Source organism: Ramlibacter albus (genome assembly GCF_014297445.1).
GTDB lineage: Bacteria > Pseudomonadota > Gammaproteobacteria > Burkholderiales > Burkholderiaceae_C > Ramlibacter > Ramlibacter albus.
Genome location: NZ_JACORU010000020.1, coordinates 1 through 15,218, shown reverse-complemented (window position 1 = coordinate 15,218; position 15,218 = coordinate 1). Strand labels below are relative to the sequence as shown.

Genomic DNA, 15,218 nt, shown 5'->3' with positions numbered 1-15,218 from the left:
CGGCGAGTTTAGCTTGAGGCGCGAGGGATTACTATGTATGCTTAGCATTCAATGACCGCGATCATCGAGCCCAGACGGGAGACCCAGGTCTACGGCGAATACGAAGTCGTCGTGCTGGGTGGCGGCCCGGCGGGTATGGCCGCGGCTGTCGCGGCGGCGCGCAACGGCCGCTCCACCATCCTGGTCGAACGCTACGGCTTCCTGGGCGGCATGGGCACCGCCGCGGGCGTCACCAACTTCTGCGGGCTGCATGCCAACGTGCACGGGGAGATCAAGCAGGTGGTGCACGGCGTCGCCGACGACCTGCTGTCGCGCATCGACCGGCTCGGCGGCCTGAACACGCCGCACAACCTGTTCGGCAAGACGGTGGCGCAGGCCTACGACACGGCGGCGTACAACATCGCCGCCGATGACCTGATGCTGGCGGCCGGCGTGCACGTGCTGTTCCATGCGTGGGCTTCGGCGATCGTGATGGATGGCGAGCGGCGCGTGACCACGCTGCTCGTCGAAACCAAGTCGGGCCGCCGTGCCATCCTGGGCCAGGCCTTCATCGATGCCTCCGGCGACGGCGACCTGTGCGCCTGGGCCGGCGCGAAGTTCGACAAGGGCGACGGGCAAGGCAACATGCTCTACCCCTCGACGATGTTCCGCATCAACAACGTCGACCCCGTGCGCGCGGGCGAGGCGTGGAAGACCATCCCCGCACTGATGCTCAAGGCCGAAGAAGAAGGCCGCTACAAGTTCCCGCGCAAGACGCCGATCATCCGCCCGCAGAAGAGCGGCATCGAATGGCGCGTCAATCTCACGCAGCTGGCCAACGAACATGGCGACGCGATGGACGGCACCGATGCCATCGAGCTGAGCGAAGCCGAGATGCTCGGCCGCCGCCAGATCGCGGAGGTGGCCGGCTTTTTGCGCGAAGTGCCCGGCTTCGAGAAGAGCTACATCGTCGACATCGCCCCGCAGGTGGGCATTCGCGAGACGCGGCGCATCCGCGGCCAATACCAGCTCACCGAAAGCGACGTGCTCGATTGCGCGAGCTTCGACGACACCATCGGCGTCAATGGCTGGCCGCTGGAGCTGCACCTGAAGGGCGACGTGGAATTCCGCTGGCCGAAGATTCCGGAAAGCCGCGGCTTCAACCACCTGCCCTATCGCATGACCGTGCCGCAGGGCCTGGACAACGTGTGGGTCGCGGGCCGCTGCGCGTCGATGTCGCACGAGGCGCAGTCGGCCGCGCGCGTGACGGGCGCCTGCTTCGTGATGGGCCAGGCGGCCGGCATTGCCGCGCACCTGCACCTGCGCAACGCGAGCGTCGACGTGAAGGACCTGCAATCGCGCCTCGAACACGAAGGCGCTTACCTCGGCAAGGACGTTCAATGAACGAAGTTCGCAAACAGCTGTACGCGGACATGAACCCGCACAACCTCACGCCGCTGTGGGAGGTGCTGCACGCCCTCGTGCCGCAGAAGCCGAACACGCCGTGCGTGCCCGCCTTCTGGAAATACGACGAGGTGCGGCCCTTCCTCATGCGCGCGGGCGAAGCGATCACCGCCGAAGAGGCCGTGCGCCGCGTGCTGATCCTGGAGAACCCGGCGCTTCGCGGCCAGTCGGCCATCACGCAATCGCTGTACGCCGGCCTTCAACTGATCCTGCCCGGCGAGATCGCGCCGAGCCACCGCCACACGCAAAGCGCCTTGCGCTTCATCGTCGAAGGCTCCGGCGCATTCACCGCTGTGGACGGCGAGCGCACCACGATGCAGCCCGGCGACTTCATCATCACGCCGAGTTGGACGTGGCACGACCACGGCAACGATTCGGACGTGCCGGTCGTCTGGCTCGACGGCCTCGACATCCCCATCATCCGTTTCTTCGACGCGGGCTTCGCCGAGAACGACACGCGCAAGTCGCAGACCTTGAGCCGCCCCGAAGGCACCAGCTTCGCGCGCTTCGGCCACAACATGGCGCCGGTGCGGCACGACTCGCCTTACGGCGCCACGTCGCCGATCTTCAGCTACCCCTACGAGCGCAGCCGCGAGGCGCTGGACCAACTGGAGACCTCCGCGCCCATCGACCCGTACGACGGCGTGAAGCTTCGCTACACCAACCCGCTCACCGGCGGCTGGCCCATGCCCACCATCGGCACCTTCATGCAGAAGCTGCCCGCGGGCTTCACAGGCAAGCCGTGGCGCCAGACCGACGGCGGTATCTACAGCGTGGTCGAGGGCGAAGGCCGCGTCACCGTCACCCGCGGCGACCACGAACAAACGTTCGCATTCGGCCCGCGCGACCACTTCGTCATTCCGTCATGGCACACTGCCCGCCTCCAGTCGGAGCGCGGCTGCGTGCTGTTCAGTTATTCCGACCGCCCCGTGCAGCAGGCGCTGGGCATCCACCACGAAGAAAGGTTGTCATGAGTTACGTCTTCCCCCCCGCACCCGCCGCGAGCGTCCCCGTCGTCGGCCGCAGCGAGCGCTTCCCGGTGCGCCGCGTCATCTGCGTGGGCCGCAACTACGTGGAGCACGCCAAGGAGATGGGCTTCACCGGCCGTGAGCCGCCCTTCTTCTTCTTCAAGCCCGCTGATGCCGTCGTGCCTGTCAACGCGGGCGAGACGGGCACCATCGCCTACCCGAGCCTCACCAAAGACCTGCACCACGAGATCGAGCTCGTGGCGTGCATCGGAACGGGTGGCCGCAACATCAAGGCCGCCGATGCGATGAAGCACATCTGGGGCTACGCCGTGGGCCTGGACATGACCCGCCGCGACCTGCAGGGCGAGATGAAGAAGCAGGGCCGCCCGTGGGAGATCGGCAAGAGCTTCGAGCAGAGCGCGCCCATCGGCCCGATCACGCCCGCCGCGCAGGCCGGTGACATCGCCAACGCGGAGATCTACCTCAAGGTCAATGGCCAGGACCGCCAGCGAAGCAGCGTCAGCAAGTTGATCTGGAACCTCGGCGAGATCATCGAGCACCTCTCCGCCGCGTGGGAGCTGGCGCCCGGCGACCTGATCTTCACGGGCACGCCCGAAGGCGTGGCCGCCGTCGTGGCGGGCGACAAGCTCGAAGGCGGCGTGGCGGGGCTGACCCCGCTTTCGGTCACAATCGCCGCTGCGCGCTGACCGACACCTCCGGGACGCGCAGCATAAAAAGAAGAGGAGCTTCGATTGCGCGTCCTGGAAATCCTGGCGAAGGCCTGCGCGGTCCTCGCCGGCGTGCTGCTCACGGGCATCACGCTCATGACCTGCGCGAGCCTGATCGGCCGCAACACCACGGGCTGGACGCTCGTCGGTGACTTCGAACTCACCGGCGTGGCCACCGGCGCGGCCATCGCCCTCTTCATGCCGTGGTGCCAGGTCCGCCGCGGCAACATCATCGTCGACTTCTTCACCGCCAAGGCCAGCCAGCGCACCAATGACGCGCTGGACCGCTTCGGCGCGCTGATGCTCGCCATCTGCTTCGCGGCGCTTGCGTGGCGCACGTCGCTGGGCGGCTGGAACGCGTGGACCACGCATTCGGAAAGCCAGATGCTCGGCGTGCCGCAGTGGATCGTCTATGCGGCGATGGTGCCGGCGTTCGTGCTCACGACCGTGATCGGCCTGTGGCAAGCAGCCTTCGGCTTCCCCGCGGAAGAGCCGGAGGCGCACGCATGAGCCCGTTGGCGCTGACCCTCGTCATCTTCGCCATCATGCTGGTGCTGATGGCGATCCGCACGCCGATCTCCATCGCCATGTTCGTCGCGGGTGCCATCGGCTACGTGATGCAGACGGGCTGGCACCCGTTCCTGAGTTTCCTCGACAACCAGGCCTTCGCGCGCTTCGCGAGCTACGACCTGTCGGTGATCCCGCTGTTCATCCTGATGGGGCACTTCGCAACGCAGGGCGGCATCAGCAAGGCGCTCTTCGAGTTTGCGGCGGGCGTGATGGGGCGGTTCCGCGGCGGCCTCGCGATGGCGGCCGTGCTGGCCTGTGCTGCGTTCGGTGCGATCTGCGGGTCGTCGGTGGCGACGGCGGCGACGATCACCTCGGTGGCGTTGCCGGAGATGAAGCGCCACGGGTATTCGGGGCGGCTCGCCACCGGCACGCTCGCGGCCGCGGGCACGCTGGGCATCCTGATCCCGCCGTCGGTGCCGCTCGTGATCTACGCGATCCTTACCGAGCAGAACATCGCCAAGCTGTTCGCCGCGGCGATGATCCCCGGCATCATCGCGATGTTCGGCTACATGGCCGCCATCGCCGTCTACGTGCGCCTCGTGCCCGGCCATGCGCCGGATGTGGACGACGAGCCGACGAAGCTCACGCTGCACGCGTTCTGGGGCATCGCACCCATCGCGATCATCTTCCTCATCGTGTTCGGCGGCATCTACGGCGGCCTGTTCACGCCCACCGAAGGCGCCGGTGTCGGCGCGGCTTCCACCTTCGTCGCAGCGCTGATCAAGCGCGAGATCACGTGGCAGAAATTCAAGCACTGCTTCTACGCCACGGCCGAGAGCTCCGCGATGATCTTCCTGATCTTCATCGGCGCGGACCTGATGAACTCCGCGCTCGCGCTCACGCAGGTGCCCAACCAGCTCGCGGCCGTGGTCGGCAGCTGGGGCCTGTCGCCGCTGATGGTGGTGGCCGCGATCCTGCTGTTCTACGTGGTGCTCGGCGCGGTGATGGACGAGCTGTCGATGATCCTGCTCACGATCCCCATCTTCTTCCCGATGGTGATGGGGCTGGATTTCGGGATGCCGAAGGAGTCGGTGGCCATCTGGTTCGGCATCATGGTGCTGATGGTGGTGGAGTTCGGGCTGCTGGCGCCGCCTGTTGGATTGAACGTGTACGTGGTGAACGGCATGGCGCGCGATGTGCCGATCGCCGAGAGTTACCGTGGCGTGATGCCGTTTTTGGTGAGCGACACGCTGCGGACGTTGCTGCTCCTGTTCTTTCCGGCAATTTCTTTGTGGCTGGTGAAGTACGTGGGTTAGCGACACCGCGCAACCCAGCCGGAAGTATGAAGTGGCGCGGGTACAACCCGCCTCGCGCCGATTCTTGAGCCGCGCCGAGGCCCTCATTACACTCGCGCGCAGCAGTAAGCAGTAGCAGTCCAGGAGGGCGGCTGTGCCTCGCAACGAGGTGCGGCCGGGTGCGAAGTTGTGTGCGCGACATCCTGAAACGGTGGCTTCAACAGTGCTCATGGTCACTATCGCGCTCTGGAACGAATCGGACGTGCCGGTCCGATTTAGTCTGGAGCCCTACGCGGAATCCTTCGAAATGCCTGCGCACGCGCAGGTAAAGGTGCACGCGGAGTGCCAGGAAATGGGCGGAGTTCCAGAATTCACCGTGGGATACGCCGGCTCGCTTCTGACGGTCTACGCTCCGGGGGCGCCGACGCATCTTCATGATGTCTATGTCACGCTCAATGGGCAGAAGCTGGATCCCGTTTGAACGAGTCGAGTACCTGATGAGTTCCGCATGGGTGAATTCGAAAAGCGATTGAGTCAGGTACGCGCCGAGATGGAGCGCGGGGAGTTCAAGCGGGCGTCCAGGCTTTTGGCGCCGCTGGTGAGAGACGGTGTTCCGGAAGCGCTATTCCTGTATTCAACGTTCAGTATCGCCGGCTCTGAATCGGATGCCGAGTTCGAGAAGCGAAGCCTCGAACTCTTGACCCGCTCTGCGCAAGCTGGGTACCCGCCCGCGCTCTACGCATTGGGAGCCTGCTACGATGCCGGCGATCTCGTCGAACGCGACACGTACCGTGCCGCCGCCCTCTTCAAGGAAGCAGCTGATCGTGGTCACGCGAAGGCGATGTTCCTTCACGGGCTGAATCTGATGGCTGCCATCAATGGCATGCCTTCGCTGCCTGTCGATGGGCTCGAACTGGTGAAAAGCGCCGCGCGTGCGGGGGATGATGACGCCGTGCAATTTCTTGCAGATCGAGGCATTCGCGCATGAATAGAGAGCGAGTCATCGAGAAAGCGTCTTGGCTGCTCGGCCCCTGCCTTGCAGTCGGGCTCATTGTCAGCTCCGTCGTTGGGAATTCAGGCCCCGGTTTCTTCGTGCTGGCGCTCGTAGCCGGCGCATGTTTCGCTTTTGTAGTCCCCGGTGTCCAAGCACTTTTCCGCCGTCATCACCCGGTCATGTCAGGCCGCCCCTTGACTGCGTTCGCGCTTGCACTTGGACTCGTGGTCGCCGTACTTGTGCTGATCTCCGGCGCAGCCGCCTTCAACCAGTGGTGATCGTGACCGAGAGTAGTTCGATGCCCACTCCTCGGACCTTGAAGTTGGAATCTGACCCGTTGACGCCATGTCACGTTTGATCGATATCCAAATCCAGGGCATCGGTGCGCCTTCGGCGCTGTCTCGCATCGACACCCTGCTTCACGTGATCCATGCAGTAGCGGGTAGCGCCAGAGGCAGTGTCGCAGTTCGGGTCAATGCCGCTCGTGACTACTGCAATCTCTCGATCGATGCCACCCGTCCTGGAATCATTTGGCGCGAGTTGTTGGCAGCTATCAACCAGAATGCAGCGATGCGATCCTGGTTGAGCCACCGCTGGATCGTGGTTCTCCAGGGAAGGCTCGGGTGGAACGACTACCTGTTACTTGCGCATTTCAATCCCACGGTTCGAGTGGATTCGTTGCGTTGACTTCGGATCAGCCGTTCGCCTCCAGATAATCGCAAGTCACGTGCGTCAGCGCCCGCAACCCCAACAGCAGCGCATCCTCATCCACCATGAACTTCGGCGAGTGATTCGAGTACGTCTTGGTCGGATCGATCCCCGGCGCGGTCGCGCCGACGAAGAAGAACAACCCGGTGAAGTACGTGGGTTAGTCAGCGCCCCAGCATCTGCGCACCGTTGATCCGCGCCGCTTTCCTGTCGAATGTCCACAACGGCAGCTCACCAGCCTGGGCCGACAGTGCAATGTGGACGCAGTCGGCGAAGTCCGCCGAGCCGTCGCGGTAGAGTTGCAGCGCCACCTCGAGCGCCTGCTCCGATTCGAACACGAGTTCGGCGGTCGAGAACAGGCCCGCGAGCACCTGCAGCACGACTTCCTTGCCGAAGCCGTAACTCGTGCGCAGCACCCACTCCAGTTCGAGCACGACCGTTGCCGGCACGAACAGCTCCGATCCCTGTGCCACGCAAGCTTCGATCAACCTTCGCGCAGCTGCGAGTTGGGTGTTGTCGTCGCGAACGACGAATCGCACGAGGACGTTGGTGTCGAGCGCCGGCATCAGCGCAGAGGGCTCATCTTGTCGACAGTAACGCGCTTGCCTTTCGGCGCCTTGAGCAGCCCGGCCATGTCCAGGATGGACTTCGTCTTGGCACGAACGATGATGGTTCCGTCAGGCATTACGGACCAGACGAGTCGCGTGCCTGGCTCGGCGTGCACGAGCGCCCGGACGTCGGCTGGCACCGTCGTCTGGCCCTTGGCGGTGAGCGTGGATTCCGTCAATTCCTTACCCATGTACGTATTGTAATGCGTCGCTCGATCAGGCATTCGCCTCCAGGAAATCACAAGTCACGTGCGTGAGGGCGCGCAACCCCTGCAACAGCGCATCCTCATCCACCATGAACTTCGGCGAGTGATTCGAATACGTCTTCGTCGGGTCGATCCCCGGCGCCGTAGCGCCGACGAAGAAGAACAACCCCGGCACCAGCTTCTGGAAGAACGAGAAGTCCTCCGAGCCGGTCACCTTGTCCACGCGCACCACGTTTGACGCACCAGCCACGCGCTCCAGCGTGGGCACGAACTGCGCCGTCAAAGCCGGGTCGTTGTAAGTGACGTCGTAACCCTTGTTGATGCACACCCGGCATTCCGCGCGGTTGCCCTTGGCGATGGATTCGGCCAGCGTGGTGATGCGCTCATGCAAGTCATCCCGCATGCCCTCGTCGAAGGTGCGGATCGTGCCCTGCATGCGCACCCCGTCCGGGATGATGTTGCCGCGGTTGCCGCCCTTGATGCTGCCAACCGTCACCACCGCCGGCTCGCGCGTGATGTCGACGGTGCGCGACACCAGCGTGTGCAGCCCCATCACGATCTGCGCCGAGGTGAGGATCGGGTCCACGCCCAGCCACGGCGCGGCGCCGTGCGTCTGCTTGCCCTTCACCTCGATCTCCAGCGGGTCCGAGCTCGCCATCACCGGCCCCTCGCGCCAGCCGATGGTGCCGGCGTTCAGCCGCGAGCTGACGTGCAGCCCGAAGATCGCCTTGGGCACGGGCTTCTCCAGCGCACCCTCCTGGATCATCAGCCTGGCACCGCCCTCCTCGCCGGCCGGCGGCATCTCCTCGGCGGGCTGGAAGATGAACTTGACCGTGCCGGGCAGCTGATCGCGCATGCCGGCCAGGATCTCGGCCACGCCCATCAGGATGGCGACGTGGCAGTCGTGGCCGCAGGCATGCATCACGCCCACCTCTTCCCCCTGCCACTGCGTGCGTACTTTCGATGCGAAGGGCAGGCCCGTCTCCTCGGTGACAGGCAGGCCGTCCATGTCGGCGCGCAGCGCCACCACCGGGCCCGGCTTGCCGCCCTTCAGCAGGCCGACGACGCCCGTGTACGCCACACCGGTGCGCACCTCGTCGAGGCCCAGCTTGCGCAGGTGCTCGGCCACGATGCCCGCCGTGCGCACCTCGCGGTTGCCGAGCTCCGGGTGCTCATGGATGTCCCGCCGCCAGGCAATGACGCGCGGCTCCAGCGCGCGGGCCGCCTCCTCGACGAGGGCGGCCAGGGAATGGGCGGGGGTGACTGCTGCGTCCATCGAAAAACTCCTTCGTGTGCGGTGCCATTACAGCACCGGCCGCGCCCCGCGTGAAGCGCGGGCACGTTGCTTGCGTAGCTGCACTAAGCGTTTTCACTGAGCCGCATTCAGGGCGTTGCGCGCATTCTTTCGCACGCATCAATAAAGACATTGGAGTTGCCATGGACGAACGTGCTATCCGTGCTTTGGTCGAAGAAGTCCGCGAGGGCAAGCTGCCCCGCCGCAGCTTCGTCCAGAAGATGATCTCGCTGGGCCTCACCGCGCCGATGGCCGGCATGATGCTCATGCATTACGGCGTGGCCAGCGCGCAGACCATGCCCGCCTACCGGCCCACCCGGCGCGGCGGCGGCGGCACGCTCAAGATCCTCTGGTGGCAGGGCCCCGTGCACCTGCAGCCGCACTTCGCGGCCGGCACCAAGGAGCAGGAAGGCTCGCGCATCTTCTACGAGCCGCTGAACTCGTGGGACGCCGACGGCAACATGATCCCGGTGCTCGCGGCCGAGGCGCCCACCCGCGAAAACGGCGGCGTGTCGGCCGACCTGAAGACGATCACCTGGAAGCTCAAGCGTGGCGTCACCTGGCACGACGGCCAGCCTTTCACCGCCGACGACGTGGTCTTCACCTGGGAATACGCGAGGGACCCCGCCACGGCCACCGTGACCATCGACACCTACAACCACATCCGTGTGGAAAAGGTCGATTCGCACACCGTCCGCGTGCACTTCCAGAAACCCACGCCGTACTGGGCCGAGCCCTTCTCCGGCCCGCGCGGCATGATCATCCCCAAGCACGTGTTCGGCCCCTACGTCGGCGCGAAGTCGCGCGAGGCACCGGCCAACATCAAGCCGGTGGGCACCGGCCCGTATCGCATCACGGGCTTCACCCCGGGCGACATGGTGCGCGGCGAGGCCAACCCCAACTACCACATCCCCAACCGGCCGCACTTCGACGCGATCGAGATGAAGGGCGGCGGCGACGCCGTGGGCGCCGCGCGTGCCGTCCTGCAAACGGGTGAATACGACTACGCCTGGAACCTGCAGGTGGAGGACGAGATCCTCAAGCGGCTGGAAACCGGCGGCAAGGGCAAGGTCACCATCACGCAGACCGGCAACATCGAGTTCATCCTGCTCAACACCACCGACCCCTGGAACGAGGTGGACGGCGAGCGCGGCAGCATCAAGAGCAAGCACCCCGCCTTCCAGGACAAGGCGGTGCGCGACGCGATGGCGCTGCTGGTGGACCGCAAGGGCGTGCAGGACTTCATCTACGGCCGCACCGGCTTTGCCACGGCGAACTTCCTGAACGCGCCCTCGCGCGTGCAGAGCAAGAACCTCAAGTACGAGTTCAACATCGACAAGGCCAACCAGATCCTCGAAGCGGCCGGGTGGAAGAAAGGGCCGGACGGCATCCGCGCCAAGGGCAACGTGAAGCTCAAGTTCGTCTACCAGACCTCGGTGAACCAGCCGCGGCAGAAGACGCAGGCCATCGTCAAGGACGCCGCCACCAAGGCCGGCATCGACCTCGAGCTGAAGTCCGTGACGGCCGCCGTGTTCTTCGGCTCCGACGTGGCCAACCCCGACACGTACCAGAAGTTCTGGACCGACGTGCAGATGTACACGACCACCATGACGGACCCCGACCCGCAGGTGTTCATGAACCAGTTCAAGTCGGACCAGTGCGCGCAGAAGGCCAACAAGTGGGCCAGCCGCAACATCTGCCGCTGGCGCAGCGCCGAGTACGACAAGACGTACGACGCCGCCGAGAACGAGCTGGACCCCGCCAAGCGGGCAGCGCTGTTCATCCGGATGAACGACCTGGTGTGCACCGACCACCACATCATCCCGGTGGTGGGCCGCCCGCGCGTGCAGGCGGTCAGCAGCCGGATGGTCGTGCACTCCTCCGGGTGGGACAACGACCTGTGGGCGCTGGCGCACTGGCATACGGCGTCGGCTTGACGTAGGGTGGGCCGCTACCTCATCCGCCGCCTGGTGCTGATGCTGCCCAGCCTGGTGGGCATCAGCATCGTGCTCTTCACCGTGCTCGCGCTCGCGCCGGGCGACCCGTTCGAGGACCTGGCGCAGAACCCCAACGTGCCGGCCGAGGTGCGCGCCGCGCTGCGCGCGCAGTTCGGCCTGGACGACCCGGTGTGGAAGCGCTACTTCCACTGGGCGTCCAGCATGGCGCAGGGCAACTGGGGCTTCTCCTTCGTCAGCCGCATCGACGTGGACAAGCTGATCCTGCAGCGCCTGCCGGTGACCATGGCGGTCATCGGCGCGTCGCAGCTGCTGGCGCTGCTCATCGCGCTGCCGGTGGGCATCCTCGCGGCCGTCAAGCCCTATTCGTGGTTCGACCGCATCGCCAGCACGGTGGCGTTCGTGGGCTTCTCGCTGCCGACGTTCTTCACCGGCGTGCTGTTCATCCTGCTCTTCTCCATCGAGCTCGGCTGGCTGCCCTTCGTCTACCGCGCGGACATACCAGGCAGCGGCTGGCCGTGGATCTGGGAGCACGTCAAGCAGTCGATCATGCCGGTGATGGTGCTGGGGCTGTTCCAGGGCGCGAGCTGGATGCGCTACGTGCGCTCCGCGGTGCTGGACGTCGTCAAGCTCGATTACGTGACCACGGCCCGCAGCAAGGGGCTGGCCGAGCAAGCGGTCATCGTGCACCACGTGGTGCGCAACGCGCTGATCCCGGTGGTGACGCTGGTGATGCTGCAGCTGCCCGCCATCTTCGGCGGCGCCATCGTCACCGAGCAGATCTTCCGCATCCCCGGCATCGGCTCGCTGCTGATCGACGCGATCCTGCGCAACGACACGCCCGTCATCATGGCTGTGACGTTCGTGCTGAGCGCGCTGGTGGTCTTCTTCAATCTCGTTGCGGACATCCTGTATGGCTGGCTCGACCCTCGCATCACCTACAGTTGAAACGCCCGCGGCGGCCGCGGCGGAGCCTGTAGGTACTTCGGCGAAGCCCAGCTCGCTGTGGCGCGACACGTGGCGGCGCTTCAAGCGCCACAAGCTCGCTTACATCGGCCTGTGGGTGCTGGGCTTCCTGGTGCTGTCGGTGATCATCGGGCCGCTCGTCTACAAGGTCGGCATCAACGACATCGACTTCAAGGCGCGCCTCGCGGGCCCGAGCCTGCAGCACCCGCTGGGCACCGACGACCTCGGGCGTGACCTGCTCGCGCGCGTCCTGTACGGCGGGCGCATCTCGCTGGCGGTGGGTATGGCGGCGATGCTCACGGCCATCAGCATCGGCGTGCTGATCGGCGCGCTGGCCGGCATGTCGCGCGGCTGGGTCGACACGGTGCTGATGTGGGTGACGGACCTGTTCCTCAGCCTGCCCTCGCTGCCGCTGCTGCTGCTGCTGATCTTTTTGTTCCGCGAGCCGCTCAAGCAGATGTTCGGGCTGGAGGTGGGCATCTTCATCCTGATCGTGCTCGTGATCGGCGGGTTGCGATGGATGCCGGTGGCGCGGTTGGTGCGGGCGCAGTTCTTCTCGCTGAGGGAGAAGGAGTTCGTCGAGGCCGCGCGCGCGCTCGGCGCCACCACGTCGCGCCAGGTGCTGCGGCACATCCTGCCCAACAGCCTGGGCCCGGTGATCGTGGCCGCCACGATCGACGTGGCCGCGGCCATCATCGCGGAGTCGACGCTCTCGTTCCTGGGGCTGGGCTTCCCGCCCGACATCCCGACGTGGGGCCGAATCCTCTATGACGGCCGCGACTACATGGACGTGGCTGCGCACTGGTCCCTCTTCCCCGGCATCGCGATCTTTTTGACCGTGCTGGCGATCAATTTCGTCGGCGACGGTTTGCTCGACGCGCTGAACCCGCGGAAGGTGATGTAGTGGCACTGCTCGACATACAAGGCCTGAAGACCCACTTCCAGACCGACGACGGCTGGCTGCACGCCGTGGACGGCGTGGACATCTCGGTGGACAGCGGCGAGACGGTGTGCGTGGTGGGCGAGTCCGGCTGCGGCAAGTCCGTCACCGCGATGACCGTGCTCAAGCTCATCCCGATGCCGCCGGGGCGCATCGTCGCGGGCCGCGTGATGTGGCAGGGGCAGGACCTGGTGCCGCTGCCGGCGGAGGCGATGCAGAAGATCCGCAGCAAGGAGATCGCCATCGTCTTCCAGGAGCCGATGACGTCGCTGAACCCGGTGTACACCGTGGGCGACCAGATTTCCGAGTCGGTGCGGCTGCACAGCGGCTACGGCAAGAAGGCCGCGCTGGAGCATGCCATCGAGATGCTCAAGCTGGTGCAGATCCCGCAGCCGGAGCGGCGCGTGCACGACTACCCGCACCAGTTCAGCGGCGGCATGCGCCAGCGCGTGATGATCGCGATGGCGCTGTCGTGCAACCCGCGCCTCTTGATCGCCGACGAACCGACCACCGCGCTCGACGTGACGATCCAGGCGCAGATCCTGGAGCTGATGCAGGAGCTGAAGGAGCGCATGGGCATGTCGATCATGCTCATCACGCACGCGATGGGCGTGGTGGCCGAGATGGCGCAGCGCGTGGTGGTGATGTACGCGGGCAAGGTCGTGGAGGAGGCGCCGGTGAAGCCGCTCTTCGCGCGGCCGCGGCACCCCTACACGCAGGGCCTGATCCGCTCGATCCCGCGCGTGGACAAGAACCGCCACGACCGCGGCAAGCTCGAGACCATCCCGGGCACCGTGCCCAAGCTCATCTCGCCCGGCGAAGGCTGCCGCTTCGCGCCGCGCTGCAAGTGGGCCGTGGACACCTGCCGCGGCATCACGCCGCCGCTGGTGGAGATCGAACCCGGCCACAAGGTGGCCTGCATCCGCGCCGAAGAGATCCCCGCATGACAGAGCCTTTGCTGAAAGTCCGGAACCTGCAGAAACACTTTCCGGTGCATGGCGGCGTGCTCAAGCGCGTTGTCGGAAAGGTGCATGCCGTCGATGGTGTGAGCTTCGACATTGCGCCCGGCGAGACGCTGGGCCTCGTCGGCGAATCCGGCTGCGGCAAGAGCACCACGGGGCGGTGTGTGCTGCGGTTGATCGAGCCTACCGGCGGTGAGGTGTTCTTCGAAGGCAAGGACGTCCTGGCGCAGGACAAGGAGCAGTTGCGTGCGCTTGCGCGGGACATGCAGATCATCTTCCAGGACCCGTATGCGTCGCTGAACCCGCGGATGACCGTGGGTGCGATCGTGGGGGAGGCGCTGGTGATCCACAAGCTGGCGCCGAACCCGCAGGCGGCGCGGGATCGCGTGGTGGAGTTGCTGGAGCTGGTGGGGTTGAATGCCGATCACTTGCGGCGGTATCCCCACGAGTTTTCAGGTGGGCAAAGGCAGCGGATCGGGATTGCGCGGGCGCTGGCGGTGAGCCCGAAGCTGGTGGTGTGCGATGAGCCCGTGTCGGCGCTGGATGTGTCGGTGCAGGCGCAGGTGATCAACCTGCTGCAGGATTTGCAGGGGCGGCTGGGGCTGACGTACCTGTTCATCGCGCACGATCTGTCGGTGGTGGAGCACTTCAGTGATCGCGTGGCGGTGATGTACCTCGGGCGGATTGCGGAGATTGCGCCGGCGAAGGATTTGTATGCGAAGCCGTTGCATCCGTATACGGAGGCGCTGCTGTCGGCGGTGCCGCTGCCGGATCCGGAGGTGAAGCGGAAGCGGATTGTGTTGAAGGGGGATGTGCCGAGCCCGTTGAATCCGCCGGGGGGGTGCCGGTTTCATACAAGGTGTCCGATTGCGCAGTTTCCGATTTGCAGTACGGAGCAGCCGCCGTTGAAGGAGGCGGGGCCGGGGCATCGGGTGGCTTGTCACTTTCGGGGGTAGCGTGCCCCCTGAAGACGGGGTCCTGGTCGTCGCAGCGGAGCGCACCCCTGCACGATGCGGTCCGCATAGGTCTCTTCAGGTTACCTTCCCACCGAGAAACCCAGACAACTTCCCGGCGAAAGCAGACAACTCGTTCTCGTGCCGAGAGCACAAGAACTCGAACACCTGCCTGCGAGTGAACACGCCAATCCGAAGCAGCTCGTTGAACAGCTCCTTGCCGTTTGGATGGAACGTACGGCTGTTCAAGTCAGTTGCGCAAGGGATGTCGCCTGCCTTGAATGCGGCATAGAGTGCCTTCTCGACGCTATCGAGCGGGATACAAAGGATGTTGTTGCCGCCAGCGTGCGGTTGCTTAGCCTGATCGCCGTCCAGCACACAGATCACATCTTTCTCGGGGCCGAAGAAGTGCTCCGTGCGATTGCGATCGAGCAGAGACGCGACCTGCACCGATCCACCGATGTAAATTACCTGATAAAGATAGAAAGTCGGAGTGCAATAGCGCTCGATGAGATACCGCAAGAAGTCTTCTAGAACTTCGTCTTCCGTGAGGATGTGCTTGTCGTGAGCTAGCCCCCTGATTCTCCGGACCCGTTCTATCGCTTATCTTTCGAGATAGGAGAAGGACAGTGAGTACGACTAGGAATACGGATTCCGTAGAGGTCATCTTGAAAGACCAGCGCCGCAG

General features: G+C 65.2%; 18 protein-coding genes. 13 read left to right on the top strand and 5 right to left on the bottom strand.

What is annotated here, in order from left to right; translation table 11 throughout:
* The first annotated feature begins 51 nt into the window (after positions 1-51).
* From H8R02_RS29420 to H8R02_RS29385, 8 genes are all read left to right on the top strand, one after another.
* The gene (locus H8R02_RS29420; RefSeq protein WP_187085520.1) at positions 52-1,383 is read left to right on the top strand and encodes an FAD-dependent oxidoreductase; all 1,332 of its coding nucleotides are present in this window, start codon (positions 52-54) and stop codon (positions 1,381-1,383) included.
* Positions 1,380-2,417, top strand: a complete 1,038-nt coding sequence (gtdA, locus tag H8R02_RS29415; protein WP_187085518.1) for a gentisate 1,2-dioxygenase — start codon at positions 1,380-1,382, stop codon at positions 2,415-2,417. Before H8R02_RS29420 ends, gtdA begins: the two co-directional genes overlap by 4 nt.
* On the top strand, positions 2,414-3,118 hold the full coding sequence (locus tag H8R02_RS29410; protein WP_187085516.1) for a fumarylacetoacetate hydrolase family protein: 705 nt from the start codon (positions 2,414-2,416) through the stop codon (positions 3,116-3,118). Before gtdA ends, H8R02_RS29410 begins: the two co-directional genes overlap by 4 nt.
* 45 nt (positions 3,119-3,163) lie before the next feature.
* Positions 3,164-3,649, top strand: a complete 486-nt coding sequence (locus H8R02_RS29405) for a TRAP transporter small permease (protein ID WP_187085514.1) — start codon at positions 3,164-3,166, stop codon at positions 3,647-3,649.
* Positions 3,646-4,965, top strand: a complete 1,320-nt coding sequence (locus H8R02_RS29400; RefSeq protein ID WP_187085512.1) for a TRAP transporter large permease — start codon at positions 3,646-3,648, stop codon at positions 4,963-4,965. Before H8R02_RS29405 ends, H8R02_RS29400 begins: the two co-directional genes overlap by 4 nt.
* A 208-nt stretch (positions 4,966-5,173) precedes the next feature.
* Positions 5,174-5,425 carry a hypothetical protein gene (locus H8R02_RS29395; RefSeq protein WP_187085510.1) on the top strand — a complete coding sequence of 84 codons (252 nt, stop codon included), beginning with the start codon at positions 5,174-5,176 and terminating at the stop codon, positions 5,423-5,425.
* A 27-nt stretch (positions 5,426-5,452) separates the two neighbouring features.
* Positions 5,453-5,932: a tetratricopeptide repeat protein gene (locus H8R02_RS29390; RefSeq protein ID WP_187085508.1), complete on the top strand. Its 480-nt coding sequence runs from the start codon at positions 5,453-5,455 to the stop codon at positions 5,930-5,932.
* A 351-nt stretch (positions 5,933-6,283) separates the two neighbouring features.
* The gene (locus H8R02_RS29385; protein WP_187085506.1) at positions 6,284-6,625 is read left to right on the top strand and encodes a hypothetical protein; all 342 of its coding nucleotides are present in this window, start codon (positions 6,284-6,286) and stop codon (positions 6,623-6,625) included.
* A 7-nt stretch (positions 6,626-6,632) separates the two neighbouring features.
* Here the strand turns inward: H8R02_RS29385 and H8R02_RS29380 are convergent, their stop codons facing one another.
* From H8R02_RS29380 to H8R02_RS29365, 4 genes are read right to left on the bottom strand one after another with little or no spacing between them, the layout of a single operon-like run.
* On the bottom strand, positions 6,633-6,788 hold the full coding sequence (locus tag H8R02_RS29380; RefSeq protein ID WP_187085504.1) for a hypothetical protein: 156 nt from the start codon (positions 6,786-6,788) through the stop codon (positions 6,633-6,635).
* A gap of 22 nt (positions 6,789-6,810) precedes the next feature.
* Positions 6,811-7,212 (bottom strand): type II toxin-antitoxin system VapC family toxin, encoded by a 402-nt coding sequence (locus H8R02_RS29375; protein ID WP_187085502.1) that lies wholly within the window; start codon positions 7,210-7,212, stop codon positions 6,811-6,813.
* A complete protein-coding gene (locus H8R02_RS29370) occupies positions 7,212-7,445 on the bottom strand; it encodes an AbrB/MazE/SpoVT family DNA-binding domain-containing protein (RefSeq protein WP_255429637.1) in 234 nt (77 codons plus the stop codon). Before H8R02_RS29370 ends, H8R02_RS29375 begins: the two co-directional genes overlap by 1 nt.
* A 25-nt stretch (positions 7,446-7,470) precedes the next feature.
* On the bottom strand, positions 7,471-8,736 hold the full coding sequence (locus H8R02_RS29365; protein WP_187085500.1) for an amidohydrolase: 1,266 nt from the start codon (positions 8,734-8,736) through the stop codon (positions 7,471-7,473).
* A gap of 161 nt (positions 8,737-8,897) precedes the next feature.
* On the opposite strand from H8R02_RS29365, the gene H8R02_RS29360 reads away from it, so the two are divergent.
* Genes H8R02_RS29360 through H8R02_RS29340 form a run of 5 tightly spaced genes read left to right on the top strand, consistent with a single transcriptional unit; the run spans position 8,898 to position 14,533 of the window.
* Positions 8,898-10,691, top strand: coding sequence for a peptide ABC transporter substrate-binding protein (locus tag H8R02_RS29360; RefSeq protein ID WP_187085498.1), 1,794 nt, complete (start codon positions 8,898-8,900; stop codon positions 10,689-10,691).
* 6 nt (positions 10,692-10,697) lie between these two features.
* Entirely contained in the window at positions 10,698-11,657 is a 960-nt protein-coding gene (locus H8R02_RS29355) for an ABC transporter permease (protein ID WP_187085496.1), read from the top strand.
* Entirely contained in the window at positions 11,623-12,579 is a 957-nt protein-coding gene (locus H8R02_RS29350; protein WP_187085494.1) for an ABC transporter permease, read from the top strand. The genes H8R02_RS29355 and H8R02_RS29350 overlap by 35 nt, the downstream gene beginning before the upstream one ends.
* Entirely contained in the window at positions 12,579-13,562 is a 984-nt protein-coding gene (locus H8R02_RS29345; protein WP_187085492.1) for an ABC transporter ATP-binding protein, read from the top strand. The genes H8R02_RS29350 and H8R02_RS29345 overlap by 1 nt, the downstream gene beginning before the upstream one ends.
* Positions 13,559-14,533: an ABC transporter ATP-binding protein gene (locus H8R02_RS29340; RefSeq protein WP_187085490.1), complete on the top strand. Its 975-nt coding sequence runs from the start codon at positions 13,559-13,561 to the stop codon at positions 14,531-14,533. Before H8R02_RS29345 ends, H8R02_RS29340 begins: the two co-directional genes overlap by 4 nt.
* A gap of 75 nt (positions 14,534-14,608) precedes the next feature.
* Here H8R02_RS29340 and H8R02_RS29335 read toward each other — a convergent pair whose 3' ends face one another.
* Positions 14,609-15,052 (bottom strand): hypothetical protein, encoded by a 444-nt coding sequence (locus H8R02_RS29335; protein WP_187085488.1) that lies wholly within the window; start codon positions 15,050-15,052, stop codon positions 14,609-14,611.
* Positions 15,053-15,218: the final 166 nt, after the last annotated feature.

What these genes read in the sequence shown, in the direction of transcription:
- H8R02_RS29385 (WP_187085506.1), top strand. Translation starts at nt 6,284, where the DNA reads ATGTCACGTTTGATCGATATCCAAATCCAGGGCATCGGTGCGCCTTCG.
- H8R02_RS29360 (WP_187085498.1), top strand. Translation starts at nt 8,898, where the DNA reads ATGGACGAACGTGCTATCCGTGCTTTGGTCGAAGAAGTCCGCGAGGGC.
- H8R02_RS29400 (WP_187085512.1), top strand. Translation starts at nt 3,646, where the DNA reads ATGAGCCCGTTGGCGCTGACCCTCGTCATCTTCGCCATCATGCTGGTG.
- H8R02_RS29375 (WP_187085502.1), bottom strand. Translation starts at nt 7,212, where the DNA reads ATGCCGGCGCTCGACACCAACGTCCTCGTGCGATTCGTCGTTCGCGAC.
- H8R02_RS29365 (WP_187085500.1), bottom strand. Translation starts at nt 8,736, where the DNA reads ATGGACGCAGCAGTCACCCCCGCCCATTCCCTGGCCGCCCTCGTCGAG.
- H8R02_RS29410 (WP_187085516.1), top strand. Translation starts at nt 2,414, where the DNA reads ATGAGTTACGTCTTCCCCCCCGCACCCGCCGCGAGCGTCCCCGTCGTC.
- H8R02_RS29395 (WP_187085510.1), top strand. Translation starts at nt 5,174, where the DNA reads ATGGTCACTATCGCGCTCTGGAACGAATCGGACGTGCCGGTCCGATTT.
- H8R02_RS29370 (WP_255429637.1), bottom strand. Translation starts at nt 7,445, where the DNA reads ATGGGTAAGGAATTGACGGAATCCACGCTCACCGCCAAGGGCCAGACG.
- H8R02_RS29350 (WP_187085494.1), top strand. Translation starts at nt 11,623, where the DNA reads ATGGCTGGCTCGACCCTCGCATCACCTACAGTTGAAACGCCCGCGGCG.
- gtdA (WP_187085518.1), top strand. Translation starts at nt 1,380, where the DNA reads ATGAACGAAGTTCGCAAACAGCTGTACGCGGACATGAACCCGCACAAC.
- H8R02_RS29340 (WP_187085490.1), top strand. Translation starts at nt 13,559, where the DNA reads ATGACAGAGCCTTTGCTGAAAGTCCGGAACCTGCAGAAACACTTTCCG.
- H8R02_RS29420 (WP_187085520.1), top strand. Translation starts at nt 52, where the DNA reads ATGACCGCGATCATCGAGCCCAGACGGGAGACCCAGGTCTACGGCGAA.
- H8R02_RS29390 (WP_187085508.1), top strand. Translation starts at nt 5,453, where the DNA reads ATGGGTGAATTCGAAAAGCGATTGAGTCAGGTACGCGCCGAGATGGAG.